Genomic DNA, 19,111 nt, shown 5'->3' on the forward strand with positions numbered 1-19,111 from the left:
CGGAGACTGCGGTGCGACGGCGCGGTCACCGGACCGCGGTGACCGGGGCGGCCGTGACGGCTGCGGGGGTGGCGAGGGGGGTGGCGACGGTGGTTCGGGTGATGTGGAGCACGCCGAGGAGGGCGAGCGTCCAGCAGGCGAGGGCGGCTGTGGCGGTGTTCGGGGTGAGTCCGGGGGCTTCGCCCAAGAGGCCGACTCCGATGAGGACGGCGACGAAGGGGTCGACCAGGGTCAGGCAGGCGACGGTGATCTCCGGCGGGCCGGAGGCGTGGGAACCCTGGACCAGCAGGAATCCGGCGGCGACGGTCAGTCCCAGGGCAGCCAGGGCGCCGAAGAAGCCCGGGCCGACCCCGCCGCTGGTCAGCTCCTCGCCGGTGGCCCGCATCATGACCGACATGCAGCCGTAGGCGCTGCCGGCGCCCAGCGCCAGGGTCAGGGCCCGGGCCGGGCCGCTGACACGGCGGGCGATGGTGACGCAGCCGGCGAGCACGGCGGCGACCAGCAGGGTGGACTTGAGCTGGGCCGAGGACGTGACGGTGGTGGGCACGGTGACACGGGCGGCGATCGCGGCGAACGATCCGGCGCCGACGACGATCCCGACCAGCGCCAGAACGGTCGTCCACCCGGGGCGGGCGGAGCGGGAGTACGCTCCCCACAGCACACTCAGGACGATGGTGGTGACGCCCAGGGGCTGGACGACGGTCACCGGCGCCAGCCGCAGGGCGGTGACGTGCAGAGCGCCGCCGGTCGCGAGCAGGGCCAGGCCCGCCAGCCAGCGCGGGCTGCGCACCAGGGCCGCGGTCCGGGAGGAGCGCCCAGCCACCGGCGCGGTGGCGTGGGTAGCCTGGTGCTGTAGGCGGGCGGCGGTGGTGTAGCAGACGGCGTTGAGCACGGCCAGGAAGATCGCCAGGGCCGTCATCGCTTCTCCGCCGTCCCACGCAGCACGTCGAACCCGAGTCCGAGAGCGGGGAGCTGAGGTGCGGGCCCGGCGGCGGGGGTGACCGGGTTGCGCACGCTCACCTGGCGGCCACGCAAGAACGGCGCGGCGGAAGGGTCGGTCCGGGCGGAACGACCCACGTGGAGGGCTCCGCCAAGGACGAGGGGGCGGGCCAGGGCGCCACACGCGACCGAGACGGGGGGTTGTGTGTCCAGGCGCCGGGCGGCGGCGCCTGGAGGGAAGAGGAAAGCCAGGAGAGCGAGCATGGTGCCCATCGAACGGGAACTCCGTGTGGCCCCTGCGGCGGTCGGTATGAAGCTTCCGTGAGGCCCGTGCTCAGCGGTCTTCCCGATCGGCCGGCGCGGGGTGCGCGAGCCTGGTGGCCACGGCCGGTATGCGGCCGTGACCGCCCACGCCGGGGCCTCGGCGGAACGGGCCATCCGGCGTGCGATCCGCGCACCGCACCGCTCGGTGGCCGTGCGGCGCGGTCGGGTGCGGGGGACGCAGGCCGTACGCCCGTCATGAGGCACAGGACTCCACCTCTCTCACAGTTGGTACGTAACACAAACTACATCGGAATAGTGCGCGGCACCAACTAACTCCGTAACCGGTCGGGGAGGTCGCCGAGAGCCGGGACCGCGGGCGCGGGGAGGGCCCGCACGCCCGCGACGAGGTCAGGGCAGCTCGGCGACTTCGAGGAGGTTGTCGGCGTAGCCGCGCCCCAGGACCCTCTTCTCGAACGTGCCGACGCCGGTCTTGGGTACGGCTCGACTCCGGCCCAGTGCCGGGGCAGCCGCCACGTGAGCACCGGACGGGGCGTCGGCGGGAACCGGCGCCGTCACACGCCGGGCGGCTGGGCCTCGTAGAGGCTGACCGGATCGGGGCGGGGCGGGCGCCGCTCGGTGAGACCGAAGCGGGCGATAAGGGCCGCGGCCAGTGCGATGGCCACGACGGCGCCGATCCACGCCTCGTACAGCCGCGCGCCGAGGATGAGTCCGGCCAGGACGGGGGTGACGACGTCGGTAGCAGCCACCAGGGACTGGCTGGCCCCCATGACCACGCCCTGACGGTCCGGTGGGACGTGGACGGAGAGGGCGGCCATGAAGGTGGGCCGGGCCAGGGCGACGCCGGTACTGACGCAGAGGACGGCGAGTGCGAGGCCCCAGATCTCGGTGACCACCCCGGCGAGGAGATAGCCGGTGGCGAGCAAGCCCAGCACGGCGACGATCAGGGTGCGTTCGGACATGAGCCGCCCCAGCCACTTGAGCAGGAAAAGCTGGACCAGGATGTTGATGACGCCGTCGGCGGTGAGGATGTACCCGAATTCCTTCGGCCCGAAGGCATGCCCGTCCCAGACGAAGGTGTCCTTGAGGAACACGGCGAGCTCGGAGCTGTACATGCCGTAGGCGAAGTAGTGGAACAGCACCACGACGATCAGGACGCGGACGGCGGATGAGGTGAGCAGGGACCGGAAGGAGCTGGGGCCGGCCGTACCGTGGCGGCGCCGGCCGGTGGTCCCGGCCGCGCCGGTGTCCTTCAGCCAGAAGGTGGTGAGGGCGAGGGCGGCCAGGGAGAAGGTGAGGGCGCCGAGGATCGAGGCTGTCAGGGAGAGATCGGAGAGCCATCCGGCGACGCTGGGGCCGATGACGCCGCCCAGCCCCAGTCCGGCGCTGAGCAGGCCGATGGCCTGGCGGCGCTGCACAGGCGAGCTGTGGTCGGCCGCATAGGCGGCCGAGGCGGAGAAGTTGGCGGCGCTGAGACCCAGCAGCACACATGCGATCAGCCCGAGCCACACGACCTGGGCAGCGGCGAGCGTACACAGGGCGGCGACCGCCCCGATCTGGCAGCCTTGCAGAATGCGTTTCCGCCCGAACCGGTCGGAGAGCTGGCCCAGCAGGGGCGCACCGACGAACTGGCTGAGGGCCTGGGCCCCCAGGACAACGCCGAGGACGACGGGCGTGGCCCCCAGGCCCTCGAAATAGAACGGCGCGGCGGCCAGCACAGCCGCAGCGCCGGCGGCGTCGAGACTCACGATCACGAAGATCGGAAGCATCAGGCGCTTGTTGAGGCGATGCGGCTCGACCACCGCCTCGCCGTCGGTTTCCCGCGGACTTCGCTTGCCACTGTTCCAGTACGTCACTGTTCCGCCTCTGTTCCGTGTGCCGACACGGGGGTTGGGAGATCTCGGATACGGGCTGGAGCGTCGGCCGTCGCGGGTGGGGGCCGCCGCACGGCCTCGACAGCCGCGCGGGGAGATGCACCCTGAAACAGACACGGCTCCAACACCTGTATTTTGCACAGAATAGAAACATCGCTTACCGCCAGTCAACTTGAGCAGCAGCATGGTTTCGGTGCAGGTTTATTTGCAAAATGCATATATTGACGCGGGTGACTGACCCAGGTCGCGGCCGGGCAGCAGCTTTGCGGCGCAGGGCGGGCGCGGTGACGATCCAGGCATGGCGGAAATCGTCGGCCAGTCACGCCGGGCCCACCAGCAGGCCGCCTTCGCGCCGGGCGGCGGCGAGCACGGTGCGGCCCACCCGAAGCGGGACCGCACGCGCACCACGTCCGGGGCCGGCCGCTCCAGCAGCCGGCCGGTCCAGCAGCCGGCCGGTCCGGCGGCGGATCTTCCAGGGCAGGCAGATACGGAACGTGGGGCGAGGCGGACCACTCCGGCTATTACGAGGGCTGCGCAGGTCAGGCCGGAGCCCGCGGTGCGGGCCGACAGGGCGGGGGCCTCACCGAGCAGGCCTGGAGTCGGGTCCCGGCCGCGAAGCAGCGGGCACTGGCCAGAACCAGGGCGATGGCGAGCCAGATCATGTACGGCTCCGTCCCGAGCACATCGCGGCAGCAAGCGCGCCCAGCACCCCCAGCTCCAGGGCGAGGGTCACCCGCTCGGCCAGACCGTGCCGGTCGCCGACCCAGCGGGCAGCCGCCGTGGTGGGCCGCCGCGCGCACAGGTGGGTGGCCAGGAACCCGGCGCCCGCTGCCGCGCCGGCCCAGGAGACGCGGCGCAGGGACCGAACCGAGGACCGGCAGTGCGGCAGATGGCCCAGGCGGCGGGAGATGAGCAGCCCGGCGGCCGGCAGGGCCGCCACCGCCACGCCGGTGGCGTAGCGGTGGATCAGTCCGTGCGCGGTGGGGGCACTGTCGATCGGGTCGGTCCGGAAAGAGGCCGTGAGGACGAGCCCGCCGCACCATGCGCCCAGCAGGACCGTGGCGGTCCTGCCCACGGGGAGACGGGAGTGCACCAGGGAGGCGAGCAGCGCCGTCGATCCCGCCGACAGACTGGCCACAGTGCCGGTGAAGACAGCGTCGGCGCCCTCGCTCAGCGCGTAGTCGCTGACCGTCTGCCGGATGGCGTCGACCTGCGTCGACCAGCCCACGTGGAGGGCCGTGGCGCCGACGACCGAAGCGGCCAGGCCGGCGTGGGTGGCGAGAGCCAGTGTGCGTGTGAGGTGTGATCCGTCCATGACCCGGAAGGCAACCGGAGCACGGTGTGGCACAGACGAGTGCGACCATGAAGCTTCCATGAAGCGCCTTCTTGCCGTCGCCCCGTCAGGACGGCCGCCCGGACATCGCACAGCGCTCAGCAACCCCGTGCGCTCGGACGGCGGCCGGGCCCGCCGCCAGAGGGCCTCCTCCGGCGGCAGGCATGCGGGACACCGGCCCGGATGCGGCGTATCGTTTGCGTCACGTACTACCTTCACGCTCGCTTGCGGCACCAACTAGGTCAACCGGAGTTTTCCCGCCCATGTCCGACAGTCCAGCCGCCCAGCCGCCCGCCGATCCCGCCCACGACGAACCGAGCAACACCATGGACGCCCTGGCCCAGCTGTCCTTCCTGGTCCAAGGCGTCCTGACGCGCGCCGCGGGCCGGCATGACCTCTCGGTCATCCAGCTGCGCCTCCTCGGGATCCTGCGCGACCGCCGGCCGGGGATGCTGGAGCTCGCCCGCCACTTGAACCTGGACAAGTCCTCGATAACCGGACTGGTCAGTCGCGCCGAGAAGCGTGGCCTCGTCCAGCGCCAGGCATCCGCCCACGACGGACGCGCGGTGCTGGTGAGCCTCACACCGCCGGGACGCGACCTCGTCGAGCTCTGCGCCGGCGAAGTGGAGGCGGAAATCGCCGCCTTGACAGCGGAGCTGGGCCCCGAGGAGCACCGCCAGATCCTCGACCTCGCCGTCAAGCTCCTGCGCGCCGGCCGCTCATCGTCCTCTGCGGGAACGGTGGCCCAGCGCCCCTGCCCGTCGTGATCACGAGGCTCCCGCGGCTCGGGCATGGACCGGAGAGGAGGTGCCGCTCCGCGGGGCCTACGTCGCACCCCAGTTCGCGGCGGCGGCGGTGTCGAAGCGCAACGCCGGCTCGACCCACAGCAGAAGGCCGCCTGGGACAGCTTCATCCGCGTGCAGGAGACACTCATCGGACCGCTGTCCTGGCATGTCCAGACCGACTCCGGCTGTCCGCCTCCGACTCCGTCGTGCTCGTCAGTCCCGCCGGCCGCGTCGCTTCGGATGCCCCCCCATCATGTGGTGCCTCAGGTCTGGTTCTCGCCGCCGTCGACGTAGACGTTCGAGCCGACGACGTAGCTGCTCTGCTCCGAGGCGAGGAAGGCCACGACCGCGGCGGCCTCCTCGGGCCGGCCCATACGGCCCTTGGGCACGGTCGCCGCGACCTGCTCCTTGACGGCTCGGGCCGTCGCCTCGTCGCCGAAGGCGGCAGTGCCCCCGGGAGTCTCGATCCATGCCGGCGAGACCACGTTGACCCGGATGCCACGGCCCCTGAGCTCGGTGGACCATGTCCGCGCGAAGGACCGGACGGCCGCCTTCGACGCCGCGTACGCGCCGAACGCCTCCATGCCGCGGTCGGCGGCCGTCGAACCGACCATGACGATGGAGGCTCCCTCGTTGAGCAGCGGCAACGCCTTCCGCACGGTGAAGAGCGTGCCGCGGGTGTTGACCGCGAAGGTCTGGTCGAAGTGCTCCTCGGTGGTCTGTTCCAGCGTCATGAACGAACCGATCGCCGCGTTCGCCACGAGCACGTCCAAACCCCGGCCTCGCGCCCGGACCGCCGCGTAGAGCCGGTCCAGGTCCTCCAGGTTCGCGATGTCGCCGGCGACCGCGGTGGCCCGGTCCGCTCCGACGGCCTTGACGGCGGCCTCCAGTTCGGCCTCGCGTCGCCCGGTGACGAACACGTACGCGCCCTCGTCCGCCAGTCGTACGGCGGTTGCCAGACCGATACCGGTGCTGCCCCCGGTGACCACTGCCGTCTTGCCTTCCAACTGTCCCATGTGGATGTCTCCATCACTCTCTCGACGCCGGTCCGTTCGTCATCGATACTGCGGGAGATCGGGGATACCATCCATGACGCATAGTCCGACTTTCTTTACGCATCGTCCAGGAGGTGTCGTCGGTGCTCGGATTCCGGGATCCGGTGGCTGACGCGATCGGTCTGCTCCGGCCCCGCACGGTGATCGGCCCCAGTCTCCGGGCCGCGGGCGAGTGGGCGCTGCGCTTCGACACGTTCCCGCACGTGCGGATCGGTGGCCTCGTGAGCGGCAGGTGCTGGTTGATCCTCGACGGGCACGAGCCGGTGCTCCTGCGGGAGGGTGACACCTTCATGCTGGGCAACCCGCCGCCCTACGTGCTGGCCAGCACACCCGACGCGAGCCCGCGCCCCGCGGAGCGGGTGTGGGCGAGCGCCGAGGACGGGTTCGTGCGGATCGGCCCCACGTCCGAGGAGGACCTCTACCTGTGCGTCGGGCACATCGCGTTCGACGACCAGAACGCGGCCCTCCTGACCGACCTTCTGCCGCCGCTCGTGATCGTCCGCATGGGCGATCCCCATGGCGGGCGGCTCGCGCAGCTCATCGATCTCCTGGCCACCGAGGTCGGAGTCTCCGCCGCCGGCGGCCCGCTGGTGCAGAACCACCTCGCCCAGATCCTTCTCGTGCACATGCTGCGTGCTCACGCCGGCCGGACGGACCGGCCCACCGGCTGGCTGGGCGCTCTGAACGAGGACGGCATCGGTGCCGCCCTGCGCTCCGTGCACGCGGACCTGGCCCGCTCCTGGAGCCTCAAGGAACTCGCCGAGATCAGCCACATGTCGCGTTCCGCGTTCGCCAAGGCATTCAAGAACCACGTCGGGATGGCGCCGTTGGAGTACCTGATCCACTGGCGCATGAGCCTCGCGCGCGATGCCCTCGCCCGCGACACCCAGTCGATCTCCGAGCTCGCGCGGGCCACGGGCTACCTCTCCGAGAGCGCGTTCAGCACCGCGTTCCGCCGCGTGGTCGGCTCGTCACCCGCACAGTTCCGGAACCGGGCACGGCAGTCGGCGCACTCAACCGCGAACGGAAACCGAGCGAGGCACCCTCAACCCGGTCGCGCCGCTCACGCCGGCGACGAGGAGACCAGTACGGCGCCCGCCGACTCCGCTACCCGCGACGCGGACGCGCGAGCGTGTTCGGTGGGCGTCTGACCGTAACCCTCCTTGAGGTCGCGGATACGGTTGGCCGCTGTCGGCGAAGTGCCCGTGCGCGGCGATTTACGAGGCCCTCGGCCCGCACGGCGGGACGGTGCGGGCGAGCCGGGCCTCCTCCCGTCGCCGCCGGCGTATGCAGGCGCTCGGCCTGGGCGAGTGCGGGAGCCGACCGGGTTTCCCCATCGTCGAACCTCCCCCCGGCCCCGCTGTGCGGCCCGGGTCCAGCGCGCGTCACGCACCCGCGATCCCCTTTTCCTGGAGCGGCCGGTTCGTCGGCACGCTCCTGTCGTTCGCCACCCTTGCGGTCGGTTGCGGTCGGTTGCGTCATGCGCCCGCTCGGCGGCGCGATCGGCAGCTGCTCGCCGACCGGCTCGGCCGCGAACCCGTCCTGGTCGCCACCCTGGTCGTCATGGGCACCGCCCGCGTCCTGGCCATCGCCGTCACCTTCCTCGCCGGCTCGCTCACCGACGGCATCGGGCGCCGCCCCCTCTGCCTCGCGGGCCGCACGGCAGCGATTCTCTTCGCCTTCCCGATGTATCTGCTCACCAACACCGGCCACCCGTAGGTTTCGTCGTCCGGCCGTCTTACGGGCGGAGAACCGGTCCAGCGGGGACGTCTCACCCCTTGTTCGGCATTCCCTGGGTGATGAGGCTGATGGCGCCGGCGAGTTGTTCGCGGTGGCGGCGGAGGATCTCGGGGGTCATACCGGTGTCCGCCGTGTCGTCGGCGAGCCGGTCGGCCGCCACCTTGAGTACGGCGTTCATGGCCGCGGCCTGCGCGCGGACCTCGAATGACGCGGCGGGCAGGGCCATGCGTTCGGCCAGCACTTCGGCGAAAGTGTCCTCCGCGCGCTCGCGGAGCATGAGGTAGGCGGCGCGCAGCGCGGGTTCGTCACGGGTCAGCCGTACTACGGCGTGGACCGCCTCGATGTCCGTGCCGGACGAGGATTCGAGCAGGGGGCGGTACGCCGCTCGCAGGTGCTCCGTGAGGTCCGTGCCGGCCGGCCAGGCGTGCAACACCTCGCGGAAGGCGTCGACCACCTTCGTCAGCAGTGGCTCCACACAGCTTTCCTTGGTGCGGAAGTGGCGCCACAGGGTGCGTTCGGAGACTCCGGCCTCCCGTGCGATCTGTTCCCCCGACGTGGCGGCCACCCCGTGCTCGGCGAAGAGCCGGACCGCGTGGCGGGAGATGTCGAGGCGCTGCGCTTCGCGTTGTTCGCTGCTCACCGGCGGTCGCCCCCGGCGAGGTGCGTGGCCGCCACTCTGTCTGAATTCCTCCATCGGGTGATCTTAGGCGGGCGCGCCGGGATGGCGATTGGCGTAAACTTTATTGACAGTGACTGCCAATAAAGTGCTACGGTCGGGTTACGGGAAAGATCACTGGAGGAGAGCCATGAGCGTTGCCGCCGAGCGTCCGCAGCTGCCTTTCACCCGCCCCAACGTCCTCGATCTCGCTCCCCTGTACGAGGTGCTCCGCCGGGAGGCGCCCATCACGCCGGTCACCACTCCGGCCGGTGATCCGGCCTGGCTGGTGACCCGTTTCGCCGAGGTCCGCGACCTGCTCGGCGACAAGCGGCTCGGCCGCTCCCACCCCGAACCGGAGCGGGCGTCGCGCATCACCAGCGCCGCGATTCAGGAGGGTCCTTCGGGCAACCACGCCACCGAGGAGGCCGACCACACCCGGATGCGCCGGCTGCTCACGCCGGCGTTCTCGGCCAAACGGATGACCATGCTCTCCGATCATGTCCAGGACCTGGTCGACGGCTGTGTCGACCGGCTGCTCGCCGAGCACGCCGCCGCTCCCGACGGCATCGTCGACCTGCACGCCGGACTCGCCTTCCCGCTCCCGGTCGCGGTCATCTGCCGGCTGCTCGGGGTGCCCGAGAGCGAGCACCCGTACTTCGCCTCGCTGTCGGAGCGCATGGCCAATTACGCCATCGGCGAGGAGGCTCACCGCGCGCGGGACGAGTTCAGCTCCTACATGACCGCTCTCGCGGAGACCAAGCGCGCGCATCCCGGCGAGGACGTCATCTCCGACCTCGTCCGCGCGCAGAGCACCGATCCGGAGTACGAGTACGGCGAGATGGTGCGGCTCTGCGTCGGGCTGCTGTTCGCCGGGCACGAGACCACCGTCAACCGTATCGGCCTCGGCACCCTGTTCCTCCTCACCCACCCCGACCAGTGGCAGGCGCTGACCGCCGACCCGGCCGGCCGGGTCAACGCGACCGTCGAGGAGATCATGCGCATGGGCGCCCCCGGCGACCTCGGTCTGCTCCGGTACGCCCACACCGACGTCGACCTCGCCGGGGTCACCATCCGCCGCGGCGACGCCGTGATCCTCTCGGTCAACTCCGCCAACCGTGACCCGTCCGTCTACACCGCCGCCGAGACCTTCGACCCCGACCGCGCCGAACGCACCCACCTCGGCTTCGGCCACGGCATGCACTTCTGCATCGGTGCCAGCCTGGCCCGCGTGGAGCTGCGCGTCGTCTTCGCCACCCTCGCCGGCCGCCTGCCCGGCCTCCGCCTCGCCAAGGGCGTCGACGAACTGGAGGTGCGCACCACCCTCACCGGTGGCGTCACCGAGCTCCCCGTCACCTGGTGAACACACCCTGACGCGGAGAGGCATCCCTCCGTACGTCCCTGGCGACGCCCGGAGCAGTCCCCATGACGGTGCGGGGCCGCTTCGGGCGGGTCTCCGCACCGCCCGCGCTCACTTCGAGGAGGCGGCTGGGCCTTCGTCGGGTGGGCCCGTGACGACGGAGGTGACACGGGTGCCCGGTGGCAGGGCGCCGGAGCCCGCCAGCGCGTACACCCCCCACAACATCTTCGCCACGTACCGCCGTTCCACCGCCAGCCCGTGCCGCTCCTCGAATCCGGCCGCGAACGTCTCCAGCTCCGCCGGAACCCGTCCGAAGCCACCGCCGTGGAAACCGTGCTCGATCCGCCAGTTGTCGTACGGCCGTCCCCAGCCGAGCCGGTGCAGCCGCGCCACCTCGGCATCCAGGCCGCGCTCCGCGCCCTTGAGCACCGCGAACCCCAACGCCCTTGCCCCGTGGGGCAGTCCGGCCGCGATCCCCGCCAGTGTGCCGCCGGTGCCGACCGGGCAGCACACCACGTCGTGGGCGCCGAGGCCGGTCAGTTCCTCGGCGGTCCTCGCCGCCCCGTGGGCGGCGAGGGCGTTCGTACCGCCCTCCGGGAGGACGTAGCAGCGCCCCCAGCGCTCCTCCAGCGCCCGCAGCGTCCCCGGATCGTCCAGCGAGCTCAGGATCTCGCGGTAGCGGGCGCGGTCGAGGGGGAACAGCTCCATGCCCAGCGCCTCCGCCCGCGCCAGCGACCAGTTGCGCGGCGCGCCGGCCAGCTCGTGGCCCCGGACGACACCGACCGTGGACAGCCCCAGAGCGGCCCCGGCGGCGGCGACGGCTCGCAGGTGGTTGGAGTACGCGCCGCCGAAGGTCAGCAGCCGTGTGTGGCCCTGCTCGACGGCGGCCCCCAGGTTGGGGGTGAGCTTGCGCCACTTGTTTCCGGGGATGTCCGGGTGGATCAGGTCGTCCCGCTTCAACCGCAGCTCCACACCGGCCCGCGCCAACACCGGGTCGGTGAGCGACTCCACGGGAGAGGGCAGCGCGGGGGCGGGGGATCCGGGGAGAGGAGAAGCGGAGGCGGGGAGGGGCACACCGCGAGTTTACGTACCGTCCCCCGGGAGGTGGCACGTGGTGTCGGTGGGGAACCGGGCGGTGCCCGGGACGCGCGCCTCGGGGAGGGCTCTCAGGGTCGCTTCGGCCTTGAGGAGCATTTCCTCGTACTCCGTGACCGGGTCGGAGTCCAGGACGATGGCGCCGCCCGCGCCGATGGTCAGTTCTCCGTCATGGCTCACGGCGGTGCGGATGGTGATGCTGAGGTCGGCGGTTCCCGCGTAGCCGAGGAAGCCGAGCGCCCCGGAGTAGACGCCCCGTGCCTCCTTCTCCAGGGTGTCGATGATCTCCATCGTGCGCTGCTTCGGCGCGCCCGTCATCGAACCGCCGGGGAAACACGCGCGTACCGCGTCCACCGCCGAGGTGCCCTCGCGCAGCCGCCCGCCGACCGTGGAGACCAACTGGTGGACGGTGGCGTACGACTCCGTCACCATGAGCGCCGGCACACCGACCGTGCCGACCTCGCAGACCTGCCCCAGGTCGTTCCGGAGCAGATCGACGATCATGAGGTTCTCCGCGCGCGTCTTGGGGTCCATCTGAAGGGACCGCCGTATCTCGTCGTCGGTACGCGGGTCGGGGTGGCGAGGCGCCGTTCCCTTGATCGGTCTGGCCTCCGCCATGCGCCCCGCATCGACCTTGAGGAACCGTTCGGGCGAGGAACTGAGGACGCTGACGCCGTCCAGCCGCAGGAGCGCGGCGTACGGGGCGGGGTTGAGGCGGCGCAGGCGCCGGTAGTAGGCGAGGTCGCTCGCCGGTGCGGGCAGGCGGAGAGTGTTGGTCAGGCATATCTCGTAGCTCACCCCCTCGCGCAGCCGCCGGTCGCACTCCCGGATGTCGGCCAGGTACCGGCTGCGCGGGCGGGCCAGGTAGCGGGACGCGTCGTGCTCCTCGGCGACGGGCGCGGGTGTGGTGTCCGGCCGCTGGGCGGGCACGGCGGCCAGCACGGGGAGCGTGGCGGCGATCCACTCCCGCGCAGCGTCCGCCGCCTCCGTGTCCTGCTCCCGGCAGACGGCGACGGCGTAGGTACGGTTCTCGGCGTGGTCCACGGCGATGAAACGATCCGCCTGGAGCCATACGGCGTCCGGGGTCCGGGAACGGTGGGTACGGCCGGCACCGAGGTCGGCCTTCAGCTCGTAACCGAAGTAGCCGACATAACCGCCGGTGAAATCGAACGGCAGCCCCTCGGTGCCGGTGACCGTACGGCCGGTGCGGCGGTCGAGCGCCTCGAAGACCGTGCCCTCCTCCCGCCGGGGCACACCCCCCGCGGGCTCGACGGTGACATGGCCGTCCCCGACGCGGTACGTCAGCGTCTCGGCCCCCGGCGTGTGCGCGGAACCGAAGAAGGAGAAGCGGGCCAGGCCCGGCTCGACGCGTGAACTGTCGAGCCAGAAGGAGCGGTGGTCGGCGCCGTACAGGGTCAGGTAGGCGGCCTCCGCGTCGACGGCTCGGTCCACGGTGGCGAACTGTGCCCGGAGCCGCGCCGGGGGTGTGGTGGGGGTGGTGGGGGTGCGGGTGGCCGAGGTGGGGGTGGGGGGCAGGTGGGGGCGGGGCGTGGAGGTGGGGGTGGCCAGGGCCAGGGTCCGGAAGTTCGCGGCGATGAGGGCGCCGTACTCGGTGCAGACGGACTCCGGATGGAACTGCACCCCCCACCAGGGCCGCTCGCGGTGGGCCAGGCCCATGACCACGCCGTCCTCGGCGCGGGCGGTGACCTCCAGATGGCCGGGGACCGGCTCGGCGATGCTCAGCGAGTGGTACCGCACAGCGGTGAAATCCTGGGGGACCTCCGCGAAGAGGCCCTTGCCGTCGTGCCGGACCGTGGAGAGGTGGCCGTGCCTCGGCTCGGGGGCGGGAGCGATCCGCGCGCCCGCCATCAGGCCCATGCCCTGATGGCCCAGACACACGCCCAGGACCGGAAGCCCGCCCTGCTCCAGGATGTCGCGGGAGCGGCCGAAGTCACGGGGGGCGGCCGGATGGCCCGGTCCCGGCGAGATGACCGCGGCATCGAAACCGTACGGGTCGAGACCGTCCCAGTCCGGGGCGTCATTGCGGACGACCACGGGCGGGACCCCGTACACCCCTGCCAGAAGTTGATAGAGGTTGTACGTATAGGAGTCGTAGTTGTCGATGAGCAGGACACGCATGGGGTGTACACCAAGAGGGTCGAAGCGGGGGGGTCCGCGGGGCTCGGTGGGACGGGTGGTCGGCGGGGTGTGGTCGTCACCATTGTGCAGGACGGCCGTCATGGGGTTGACCGGCCGGAACTCCCGGCGCGGGGTCCGGGCGGCAGGCGGCGAGATGCCACCCGCACTCCCCCGGCCCACCGGGCATGCGCACCGGCACACCGGCGGCCGGGGGAGGTGTCAGGCGGTCCGGGCGGCGGGGACCCGGTGGATCGGGGTGGCGATGTCCGTCAGAGGGGCGCCTGTTCCGCCTCTGCGGGCGGCCACGATCTCCGCCGCTATCGACAGGGCCGTCTCCTCGGGGGTCAGGCCCCCGAGGTCGAGGCCGATGGGCGAGCGCAGGCGGGAAAGTTCCCGGTCGGTCAGGCCCGCCTCGCGCAGCCGGCGGTCGCGGTCGCTGTGGGTGCGGCGGGAGCCCATCGCGCCGACGAACGCCGCCGGTATCCGCAGCGCGACCTCCAGGAGGGGTATGTCGAACTTCGCGTCGTGGGTCAGGACGCACAGGACGGTTCTGCTGTCCGTCCGGGTGGTGCGCAGATAGCGGTGGGGCCACTCCACGACCACCTCGTCGGCGCCCGGGAACCGCGCCCGCGTCGCGAAGACCGGCCGGGCGTCGCACACCGTCACGTGGTAGCCGAGGAACGCGCCGGCCCGGACCAGCGCCGCCGCGAAGTCGACCGCGCCGAAGACGATCATGCGGGGCGGCGGCAGGCTCGACTCGACCAGCACGGTGAGACCGCCCGGGCAGCGCGAGCCGTCCGCCGCGACCTCGACCGTCCCGGTACGGCCCGCCTCCAGTGCCGCCCCCGCCTCCGCGACGACGGTACGGTCCAGGTCGGCGCCCCCGCCGAGCCCGCCCTCCCAGGGCCCGTCGGCCCGTACCAGCAGCGCACCGCCCAGCAGATCGGCGGGGCCCCGGACGACCCGGGCCAGGGCCACCGCCTCGCCCGCCGCCGCGTACTCCAGCGCCGCGCGCAGCAGGGCCCTGGCGGGGGTGGCGGCGGTCAGCGGGGTGACCAGTATGTCGAGGACGCCGCCGCAGGTGAGGCCGACGGCGAAGGCGTCCTCGTCGCTGTAGCCGAACTGTTCGAGCACGCTCTCACCGGTTTTCAGGGCCTCCTCGCACAGGTCGTAGACCGCGCCCTCGACACAGCCGCCGGAGACCGAGCCGATGACCTCGCCGCCGGAGTCGACGGCGAGGGTCGCGCCGGGGCCGCGCGGCGCGCTGCCCCCGACGGCCACCACCGTGGCCACCGCGAGATCGCGCCCCTCCGCCAGCAGGCCGAGCAGGTCGGGTGCCAGGTCAAGCATCCCGGCCCGCCCGCACCACGCGGTCCGGGCGGATCGGCAGGTTCCGGTGGCGTACGCCGGTCGCGTGCCAGACCGCGTTGGCGACCGCCGCCGCCCCGCCCACGATGCCGATCTCGCCGATGCCCTTGATGCCTCCGGCGGGGTCGTCGGGGTCCGCTTCGTCCAGCCAGTCCGCCTCGATCCGGGGCACGTCGGCGTGGGCCGCGATGTGGTAGCCGGCCAGGTCGGAGCCCACCATGGCCCCGTACGCCTCGTCCCGTGCGCCCTCCTCGTGGAGGGCCATGGAGATGCCCCAGATCATCCCGCCGACGAGCTGGTTCCGTGCGGTCAGCGGGTTGACGATGCGGCCGGCGGCGAAGATGCCGAGCATCCGCCGTACGCGTACCTCGCCGGTCGCCACGTCGACGGCGACCTCCGCGAACTGCGCCCCGAAGGAGTGACGTTCCATCTGGGCCAGGGACCCCAGCGCCTGGGTGGTGTCGGAGCGCACCGTGATGCCCTCCGGCGGGATGTCCGTCCCCGGGACCAGCCGCTCCCGCAGCTCCGCGGCGGCGGCCAGCACCGCCCAGGACCAGGACCGGGTGCCCATGGAGCCGCCCGCGATCATGGCAGGGCCGAAGGCGGTGTCGCCGATGCGCACCCGTACCCGGTCGGGCGTCACCTCCAGCGCGTCCGCCGCGACCAGGGTGATCGCGGTCCGGGCGCCGGTGCCGATGTCCGCAGCGCCGACCCGTACGGTGAACCCGCCGTCCGGCTCGGCGGTGATCGCGGCCGTCGTGGGGCCAGCGCCCGCGGGGAAGAAGGCGGCGGCGGTCCCGGTGCCGAGCAGCCACCGTCCGTCGCGGCGCTGCCCGGGCCGTGGGTCCCTGGCCGCCCAGCCGAAGCGGCGCGCGCCCTCCTCGAAGCAGGCGCGCAGGCTGCGTCCGGCGAACGGCAGGCCGGAGACGGGGCCCCGGTCCGTGTCGTTGCGCAGGCGCACCTCGACGGGGTCGATGCCGGCCCGCTCGGCGAGTTCGTCCAGCGCGGACTCCAGGGCGAAGGAGCCCGACGCCTCACCGGGGGCGCGCATCCAGGTGGGGCTCGGCACGTCCAGCTCCACCACGCGGTTCTCGGTGTGGTGGGCGGGTGCGTCGTACAGCACCCGGCCGACCCCGGCGCTGGGCTCGACGAACTCGAAGACCCTGGACGTACGGCTGAGGGAGCGGTGTTCGAGGGCGCGCAGCCGCCCGTCCGCGTCGGACCCGAGCCGGACCCGCTGGACGGTGGGGCTGCGGTGTCCGGCCAGGGAGAACATCTGGCGCCGGGTCATGACGACACGTACCGGGCGTTCCACGAGGGTGGCGGCCATCACCGCGGCCACCTGGTGGGCGCGGACGCCCTTGCTGCCGAAGCCGCCGCCCACATGCTCGGAACGGACGCTCACCATGGCCGGGTCGAGGGAGAAGAGGTTGGCCAGTTCCCCGGCGACCCAGCTCACGCCCTGGTTGGAGTCGACCACATCGAGCCGGTCGCCGTCCCAGCGTGCCGTCGCCGCGTGGGGCTCCATGGGGTTGTGGTGTTCTTCGGGGGTGGTGTATTCGGCGTCCACGACGACGGCGGAGGCCGAGAGTTCGGCTTCCATGTCGCCCTTGGAGATCACTCCGGGCTCGAAACCGTCCACGGCGCGCGCGCCCGGGGTGTCCTCGCCGAAGTCGGTGTCGTGCGGATACGTGTCGTAGTGGACGACGAGGGCTTCGGCGGCCTCCCGGGCCTGCTCCGATGTACGGGCCACCACCAGCGCCACCGGCCAGCCCCGGAACTCCACCCGGTCGTGCTGGAAGACCGCGCAGGTGGGGTCGGGCGGGGTGCCGAGCATCCCGATGTAGTCGGTGTGCAGACGGGGGGCGTTGTGGTGGTCGAGCACCGCCAGGACTCCGGGCATCCGCAGCACCGGGCCGGTCTCGATCTCCCGGATCCGGCCACGGGTGACGGTGGAGAGCACCAGCCAGCCGTGGGCCAGGTCGGTGAAGGGGATCTCGCCGGAGTAGCGGGCCGCGCCGGTGACCTTGTCGCGGCCTTCGACCCGGACATGTCCGGTGCCGACGGCGCGGGGCGGGGTACCGGCGGTACGGGACGGGGTGACGGTGGTCATCGGGTGGCCTCCTCCGCCAGTTCGCCGAGCAGGGCCACGGTGAGGTTGCGCATGAGGGTCACCTTGTACGCGTTGTGGGGCAGCGGCCGGGCGGCGGCCAGTTCGGCGTCGGCCGCCTCGGCGAAGGTCTCCGCGTTCGCGGGCGCGCCCAGGAGAGTCCGTTCCGCCGTACGGGCCCGCCAGGGACGGGAGGCGACCGCGCCGTAGGCGAGGCGTACGGCGCTGACGGTGCCGTCGTGGAGGTCGAGGGCGGCGGCGACGGAGCCGATGGCGAAGGCGTACGAGGCGCGCTCGCGCACCTTCCGGTAGCGGGAGCGGGCGGCGACCGGGGCCGGTGGCAGCGAGACGCCGGTGATCAGCGCCCCCTCCGGCAGGGCCGTCTCGCGGTGCGGGGTGTCGCCGACGGGGAGGTAGAACGCGTCGAGCGGGAGCGTGCCCGGGCCCTCGGCGGTCTCGTAGTGCACCACCGCGTCGAGGGCGGCCAGGGCGACCGCCATGTCCGAAGGGTGGACGGCCACACACTGTCCGGAGGCGCCGAGGATGGCGTGATTGTGGTGCTCGCCCCGGATCGCGGGGCAGCCGCTGCCGGGGTTCCGCTTGTTGCACGGCAGGGAGGTGTCGGTGAAGTAGGCGCAGCGGGTGCGCTGGAGGAGGTTGCCGCCGACGGTGGCCATGTTGCGGAGCTGTCCGGAGGCGCCGGCGAGGACCGCCTGGGTCAGCATCGGGTAGCGGCGCCGGACGTCGGGGTGGGCGGCGAGGTCGCTGTTGGTGACGGTCGCGCCGATGCGCAGGCCGCCGTCGGGGGTGGACTCGACGCGGTCCAGGGGGAGTTCGCGTACGTCGACGAGGCGGCCGGGGCGTTCGACGCCGGTCTTCATCAGGTCGACGAGGTTGGTTCCGCCCGCGAGGTAGCGGGCGTCGGGGTCCGCGTCGAGGAGGCCGACGGCGTCCCGTACGTCGAGAACGCGCCGGTATCCGAACTCCCTCATGCCGCCACCCCCTCGGAGCCCGTGGAGCCCGTGGGGTCCGCAGGATCCGAGGAGCCCGCGGCATGCGCGGCACGGTCCACGGCGTCGACGATCGCGTTGTAGGCGCCGCAGCGGCAGAGGTTGCCGCTCATCCGTTCCCGGATCTCCTCGGCGGTGAGCGGCGCGGGGCCGGCCTCGGGCCGTACGTCCTCGGAGGCGGCGCTCGGCCAGCCGTCGGCGTGCTCCCGCAGGACGCCGATCGCGGAGCAGATCTGGCCGGGGGTGCAGTATCCGCACTGGTAGCCGTCGAGGTCGAGGAAGGCCTGCTGCACCGGGTGGAGCCGGTCGCCGTCGGCCACCCCCTCGATCGTGGTGATCTCCCGCCCCTCGGCCGCGACGGCGAATTGCAGGCAGGCCACTGTCCTGCGGCCGTCGACGAGCACCGTGCAGGCACCGCACTGGCCCTGGTCGCACCCCTTCTTGGTGCCGGTCAGTTCGAGGCGTTCGCGCAGGGCGTCCAGGAGGGTGGTGCGGTGGTCGACGGGGAGGGTGTGTTTCTCACCGTTGATGTTCAGAGTGATGACGCTTGAGGTCGTCAAGACCATGGAGGGCTGCTTTCCTGTGGTCCGAATGGCATGAAGCGCGCGTGGGCACGAAGTACCGGCCGGAGCCTGCCCAAGGCCCCGCGCCCACGGCTATGGTGGACGTGTCCGGACAGTTGTCCGCTACTCGGAAACGTAACGGACAACTGTCCGGTTAACAAGAGACGGGGTGGTGCACCACCCCCGCGAGGAGTGAGCGTGCGGCCGAAAAAGGATGTTCCGCTGCGCTCGGACGCGCAGCGGAACCGTGCGCGCATATTGGATGTCGCCCTCGCGGAACTGACGCTCCGTCCGGACGTACCGCTCAGCGTCATCGCCCGGAAGGCGTGCGTCGGGCAGGCGACGTTCTACCGCAACTTCCCCGACCGCGCCTCCCTGATACTGGAGGTCTACCAGCACGAGATGGGCCAGGTGGCGGATGCCGCGACCGAACTGCTCTGCTGCCTCGCCCCGGACCGGGCCCTGCGGGCCTGGATGGACCGGCTCACCGAGTTCGCCATGGCCAAGGCGGGTCTGACCGAGGCGCTCCGGCTCGCCGTCACCACCGGCGGCGGCCCGCAGAAGCCGCCCCCCACTCCCCTCATGGAAGCCGCCGACCTGCTGCTCCGGGCCGCCGAGGAGGCGGGCACCATCCGGCCGGGCGTGACGGCGGACGACTTCCTCCTGGCGACCGCCGGGCTCTGGCAGCTCACCCCGGACGGGGAGTGGCGCGCCACCGCCGAGCGCCTGCTGGACCTGGTCATGGACGGCCTGCGGGCGGGCGCGGCGGGGCGCTGAGCGGATGAGGGGCGCTGAGAGGCGCT

17 protein-coding genes and 1 pseudogene are annotated in these 19,111 nt (G+C 72.3%); 6 read left to right on the forward strand and 12 right to left on the reverse strand.

The annotated features are described in order from the left end of the window. Positions 1–25: 25 nt before the first annotated feature. From AB0O07_RS07070 to AB0O07_RS07085, 4 genes are all read right to left on the reverse strand, one after another. A complete protein-coding gene (locus AB0O07_RS07070) occupies positions 26–919 on the reverse strand; it encodes a hypothetical protein (RefSeq protein ID WP_365628261.1) in 894 nt (297 codons plus the stop codon). 692 nt (positions 920–1,611) lie between these two features. Then, a complete protein-coding gene (locus AB0O07_RS07075) occupies positions 1,612–1,737 on the reverse strand; it encodes a hypothetical protein (protein ID WP_365628264.1) in 126 nt (41 codons plus the stop codon). A gap of 38 nt (positions 1,738–1,775) precedes the next feature. Beyond that, positions 1,776–3,023, reverse strand: coding sequence for an MFS transporter (locus AB0O07_RS07080; protein WP_365628267.1), 1,248 nt, complete (start codon positions 3,021–3,023; stop codon positions 1,776–1,778). Between the two features lie 730 nt (positions 3,024–3,753). Beyond that, positions 3,754–4,410 (reverse strand): DUF998 domain-containing protein, encoded by a 657-nt coding sequence (locus AB0O07_RS07085; RefSeq protein WP_365628270.1) that lies wholly within the window; start codon positions 4,408–4,410, stop codon positions 3,754–3,756. Between the two features lie 281 nt (positions 4,411–4,691). Between AB0O07_RS07085 and AB0O07_RS07090 the strand changes: the two genes are divergently transcribed. Both AB0O07_RS07090 and AB0O07_RS07095 read left to right on the forward strand, forming a co-directional pair. Then, positions 4,692–5,195, forward strand: coding sequence for a MarR family transcriptional regulator (locus AB0O07_RS07090; RefSeq protein WP_365628273.1), 504 nt, complete (start codon positions 4,692–4,694; stop codon positions 5,193–5,195). Positions 5,196–5,285: 90 nt separating this feature from the next. Continuing rightward, positions 5,286–5,425: pseudogene (locus tag AB0O07_RS07095) on the forward strand (MarR family transcriptional regulator); the annotation flags it as partial. Positions 5,426–5,476: 51 nt separating this feature from the next. Here the strand turns inward: AB0O07_RS07095 and AB0O07_RS07100 are convergent. Beyond that, positions 5,477–6,229, reverse strand: a complete 753-nt coding sequence (locus AB0O07_RS07100; RefSeq protein WP_365628276.1) for an SDR family oxidoreductase — start codon at positions 6,227–6,229, stop codon at positions 5,477–5,479. Between the two features lie 113 nt (positions 6,230–6,342). On the opposite strand from AB0O07_RS07100, the gene AB0O07_RS07105 reads away from it, so the two are divergent. Then, on the forward strand, positions 6,343–7,419 hold the full coding sequence (locus AB0O07_RS07105) for an AraC family transcriptional regulator (protein ID WP_365628279.1): 1,077 nt from the start codon (positions 6,343–6,345) through the stop codon (positions 7,417–7,419). Positions 7,420–7,741: 322 nt separating this feature from the next. Continuing rightward, a complete protein-coding gene (locus AB0O07_RS07110) occupies positions 7,742–7,987 on the forward strand; it encodes a hypothetical protein (RefSeq protein ID WP_365628282.1) in 246 nt (81 codons plus the stop codon). Positions 7,988–8,039: 52 nt separating this feature from the next. Here AB0O07_RS07110 and AB0O07_RS07115 read toward each other — a convergent pair whose 3' ends face one another. Beyond that, positions 8,040–8,648, reverse strand: coding sequence for a helix-turn-helix domain-containing protein (locus tag AB0O07_RS07115; protein ID WP_365628285.1), 609 nt, complete (start codon positions 8,646–8,648; stop codon positions 8,040–8,042). A 166-nt stretch (positions 8,649–8,814) separates the two neighbouring features. Here AB0O07_RS07115 and AB0O07_RS07120 point away from each other — a divergent pair, with 166 nt between their 5' ends. Beyond that, positions 8,815–10,026 (forward strand): cytochrome P450, encoded by a 1,212-nt coding sequence (locus tag AB0O07_RS07120; protein WP_365628288.1) that lies wholly within the window; start codon positions 8,815–8,817, stop codon positions 10,024–10,026. Positions 10,027–10,134: 108 nt separating this feature from the next. Here AB0O07_RS07120 and AB0O07_RS07125 read toward each other — a convergent pair whose 3' ends face one another. The 6 genes from AB0O07_RS07125 to AB0O07_RS07150 all read right to left on the reverse strand — a co-directional run bounded on the left by AB0O07_RS07125 (position 10,135) and on the right by AB0O07_RS07150 (position 18,311). Further along, positions 10,135–11,097, reverse strand: a complete 963-nt coding sequence (locus AB0O07_RS07125; RefSeq protein ID WP_365628291.1) for a pyridoxal-phosphate dependent enzyme — start codon at positions 11,095–11,097, stop codon at positions 10,135–10,137. Between the two features lie 9 nt (positions 11,098–11,106). Beyond that, positions 11,107–13,257: an aminodeoxychorismate synthase component I gene (gene pabB / locus AB0O07_RS07130; RefSeq protein ID WP_365628294.1), complete on the reverse strand. Its 2,151-nt coding sequence runs from the start codon at positions 13,255–13,257 to the stop codon at positions 11,107–11,109. A gap of 219 nt (positions 13,258–13,476) precedes the next feature. Beyond that, positions 13,477–14,607 carry an XdhC/CoxI family protein gene (locus AB0O07_RS07135; RefSeq protein WP_365628297.1) on the reverse strand — a complete coding sequence of 377 codons (1,131 nt, stop codon included), beginning with the start codon at positions 14,605–14,607 and terminating at the stop codon, positions 13,477–13,479. Further along, positions 14,600–16,738, reverse strand: coding sequence for a xanthine dehydrogenase family protein molybdopterin-binding subunit (locus tag AB0O07_RS07140; RefSeq protein ID WP_365628300.1), 2,139 nt, complete (start codon positions 16,736–16,738; stop codon positions 14,600–14,602). Before AB0O07_RS07140 ends, AB0O07_RS07135 begins: the two co-directional genes overlap by 8 nt. Then, entirely contained in the window at positions 16,735–17,727 is a 993-nt protein-coding gene (locus AB0O07_RS07145) for a xanthine dehydrogenase family protein subunit M (RefSeq protein WP_365628303.1), read from the reverse strand. Before AB0O07_RS07145 ends, AB0O07_RS07140 begins: the two co-directional genes overlap by 4 nt. After that, complete coding sequence (locus tag AB0O07_RS07150) at positions 17,724–18,311, reverse strand: 2Fe-2S iron-sulfur cluster-binding protein (RefSeq protein ID WP_365628306.1); 588 nt, start codon at positions 18,309–18,311, stop codon at positions 17,724–17,726. The genes AB0O07_RS07145 and AB0O07_RS07150 overlap by 4 nt, the downstream gene beginning before the upstream one ends. Positions 18,312–18,506: 195 nt before the next feature. Here AB0O07_RS07150 and AB0O07_RS07155 point away from each other — a divergent pair, with 195 nt between their 5' ends. Next, positions 18,507–19,085, forward strand: coding sequence for a TetR/AcrR family transcriptional regulator (locus tag AB0O07_RS07155; RefSeq protein ID WP_365628309.1), 579 nt, complete (start codon positions 18,507–18,509; stop codon positions 19,083–19,085). Positions 19,086–19,111 lie beyond the last annotated feature (26 nt).

The sequence above is a fragment of the Streptomyces sp. NPDC093085 genome (assembly GCF_040683935.1).
Lineage (GTDB): Bacteria > Actinomycetota > Actinomycetes > Streptomycetales > Streptomycetaceae > Streptomyces.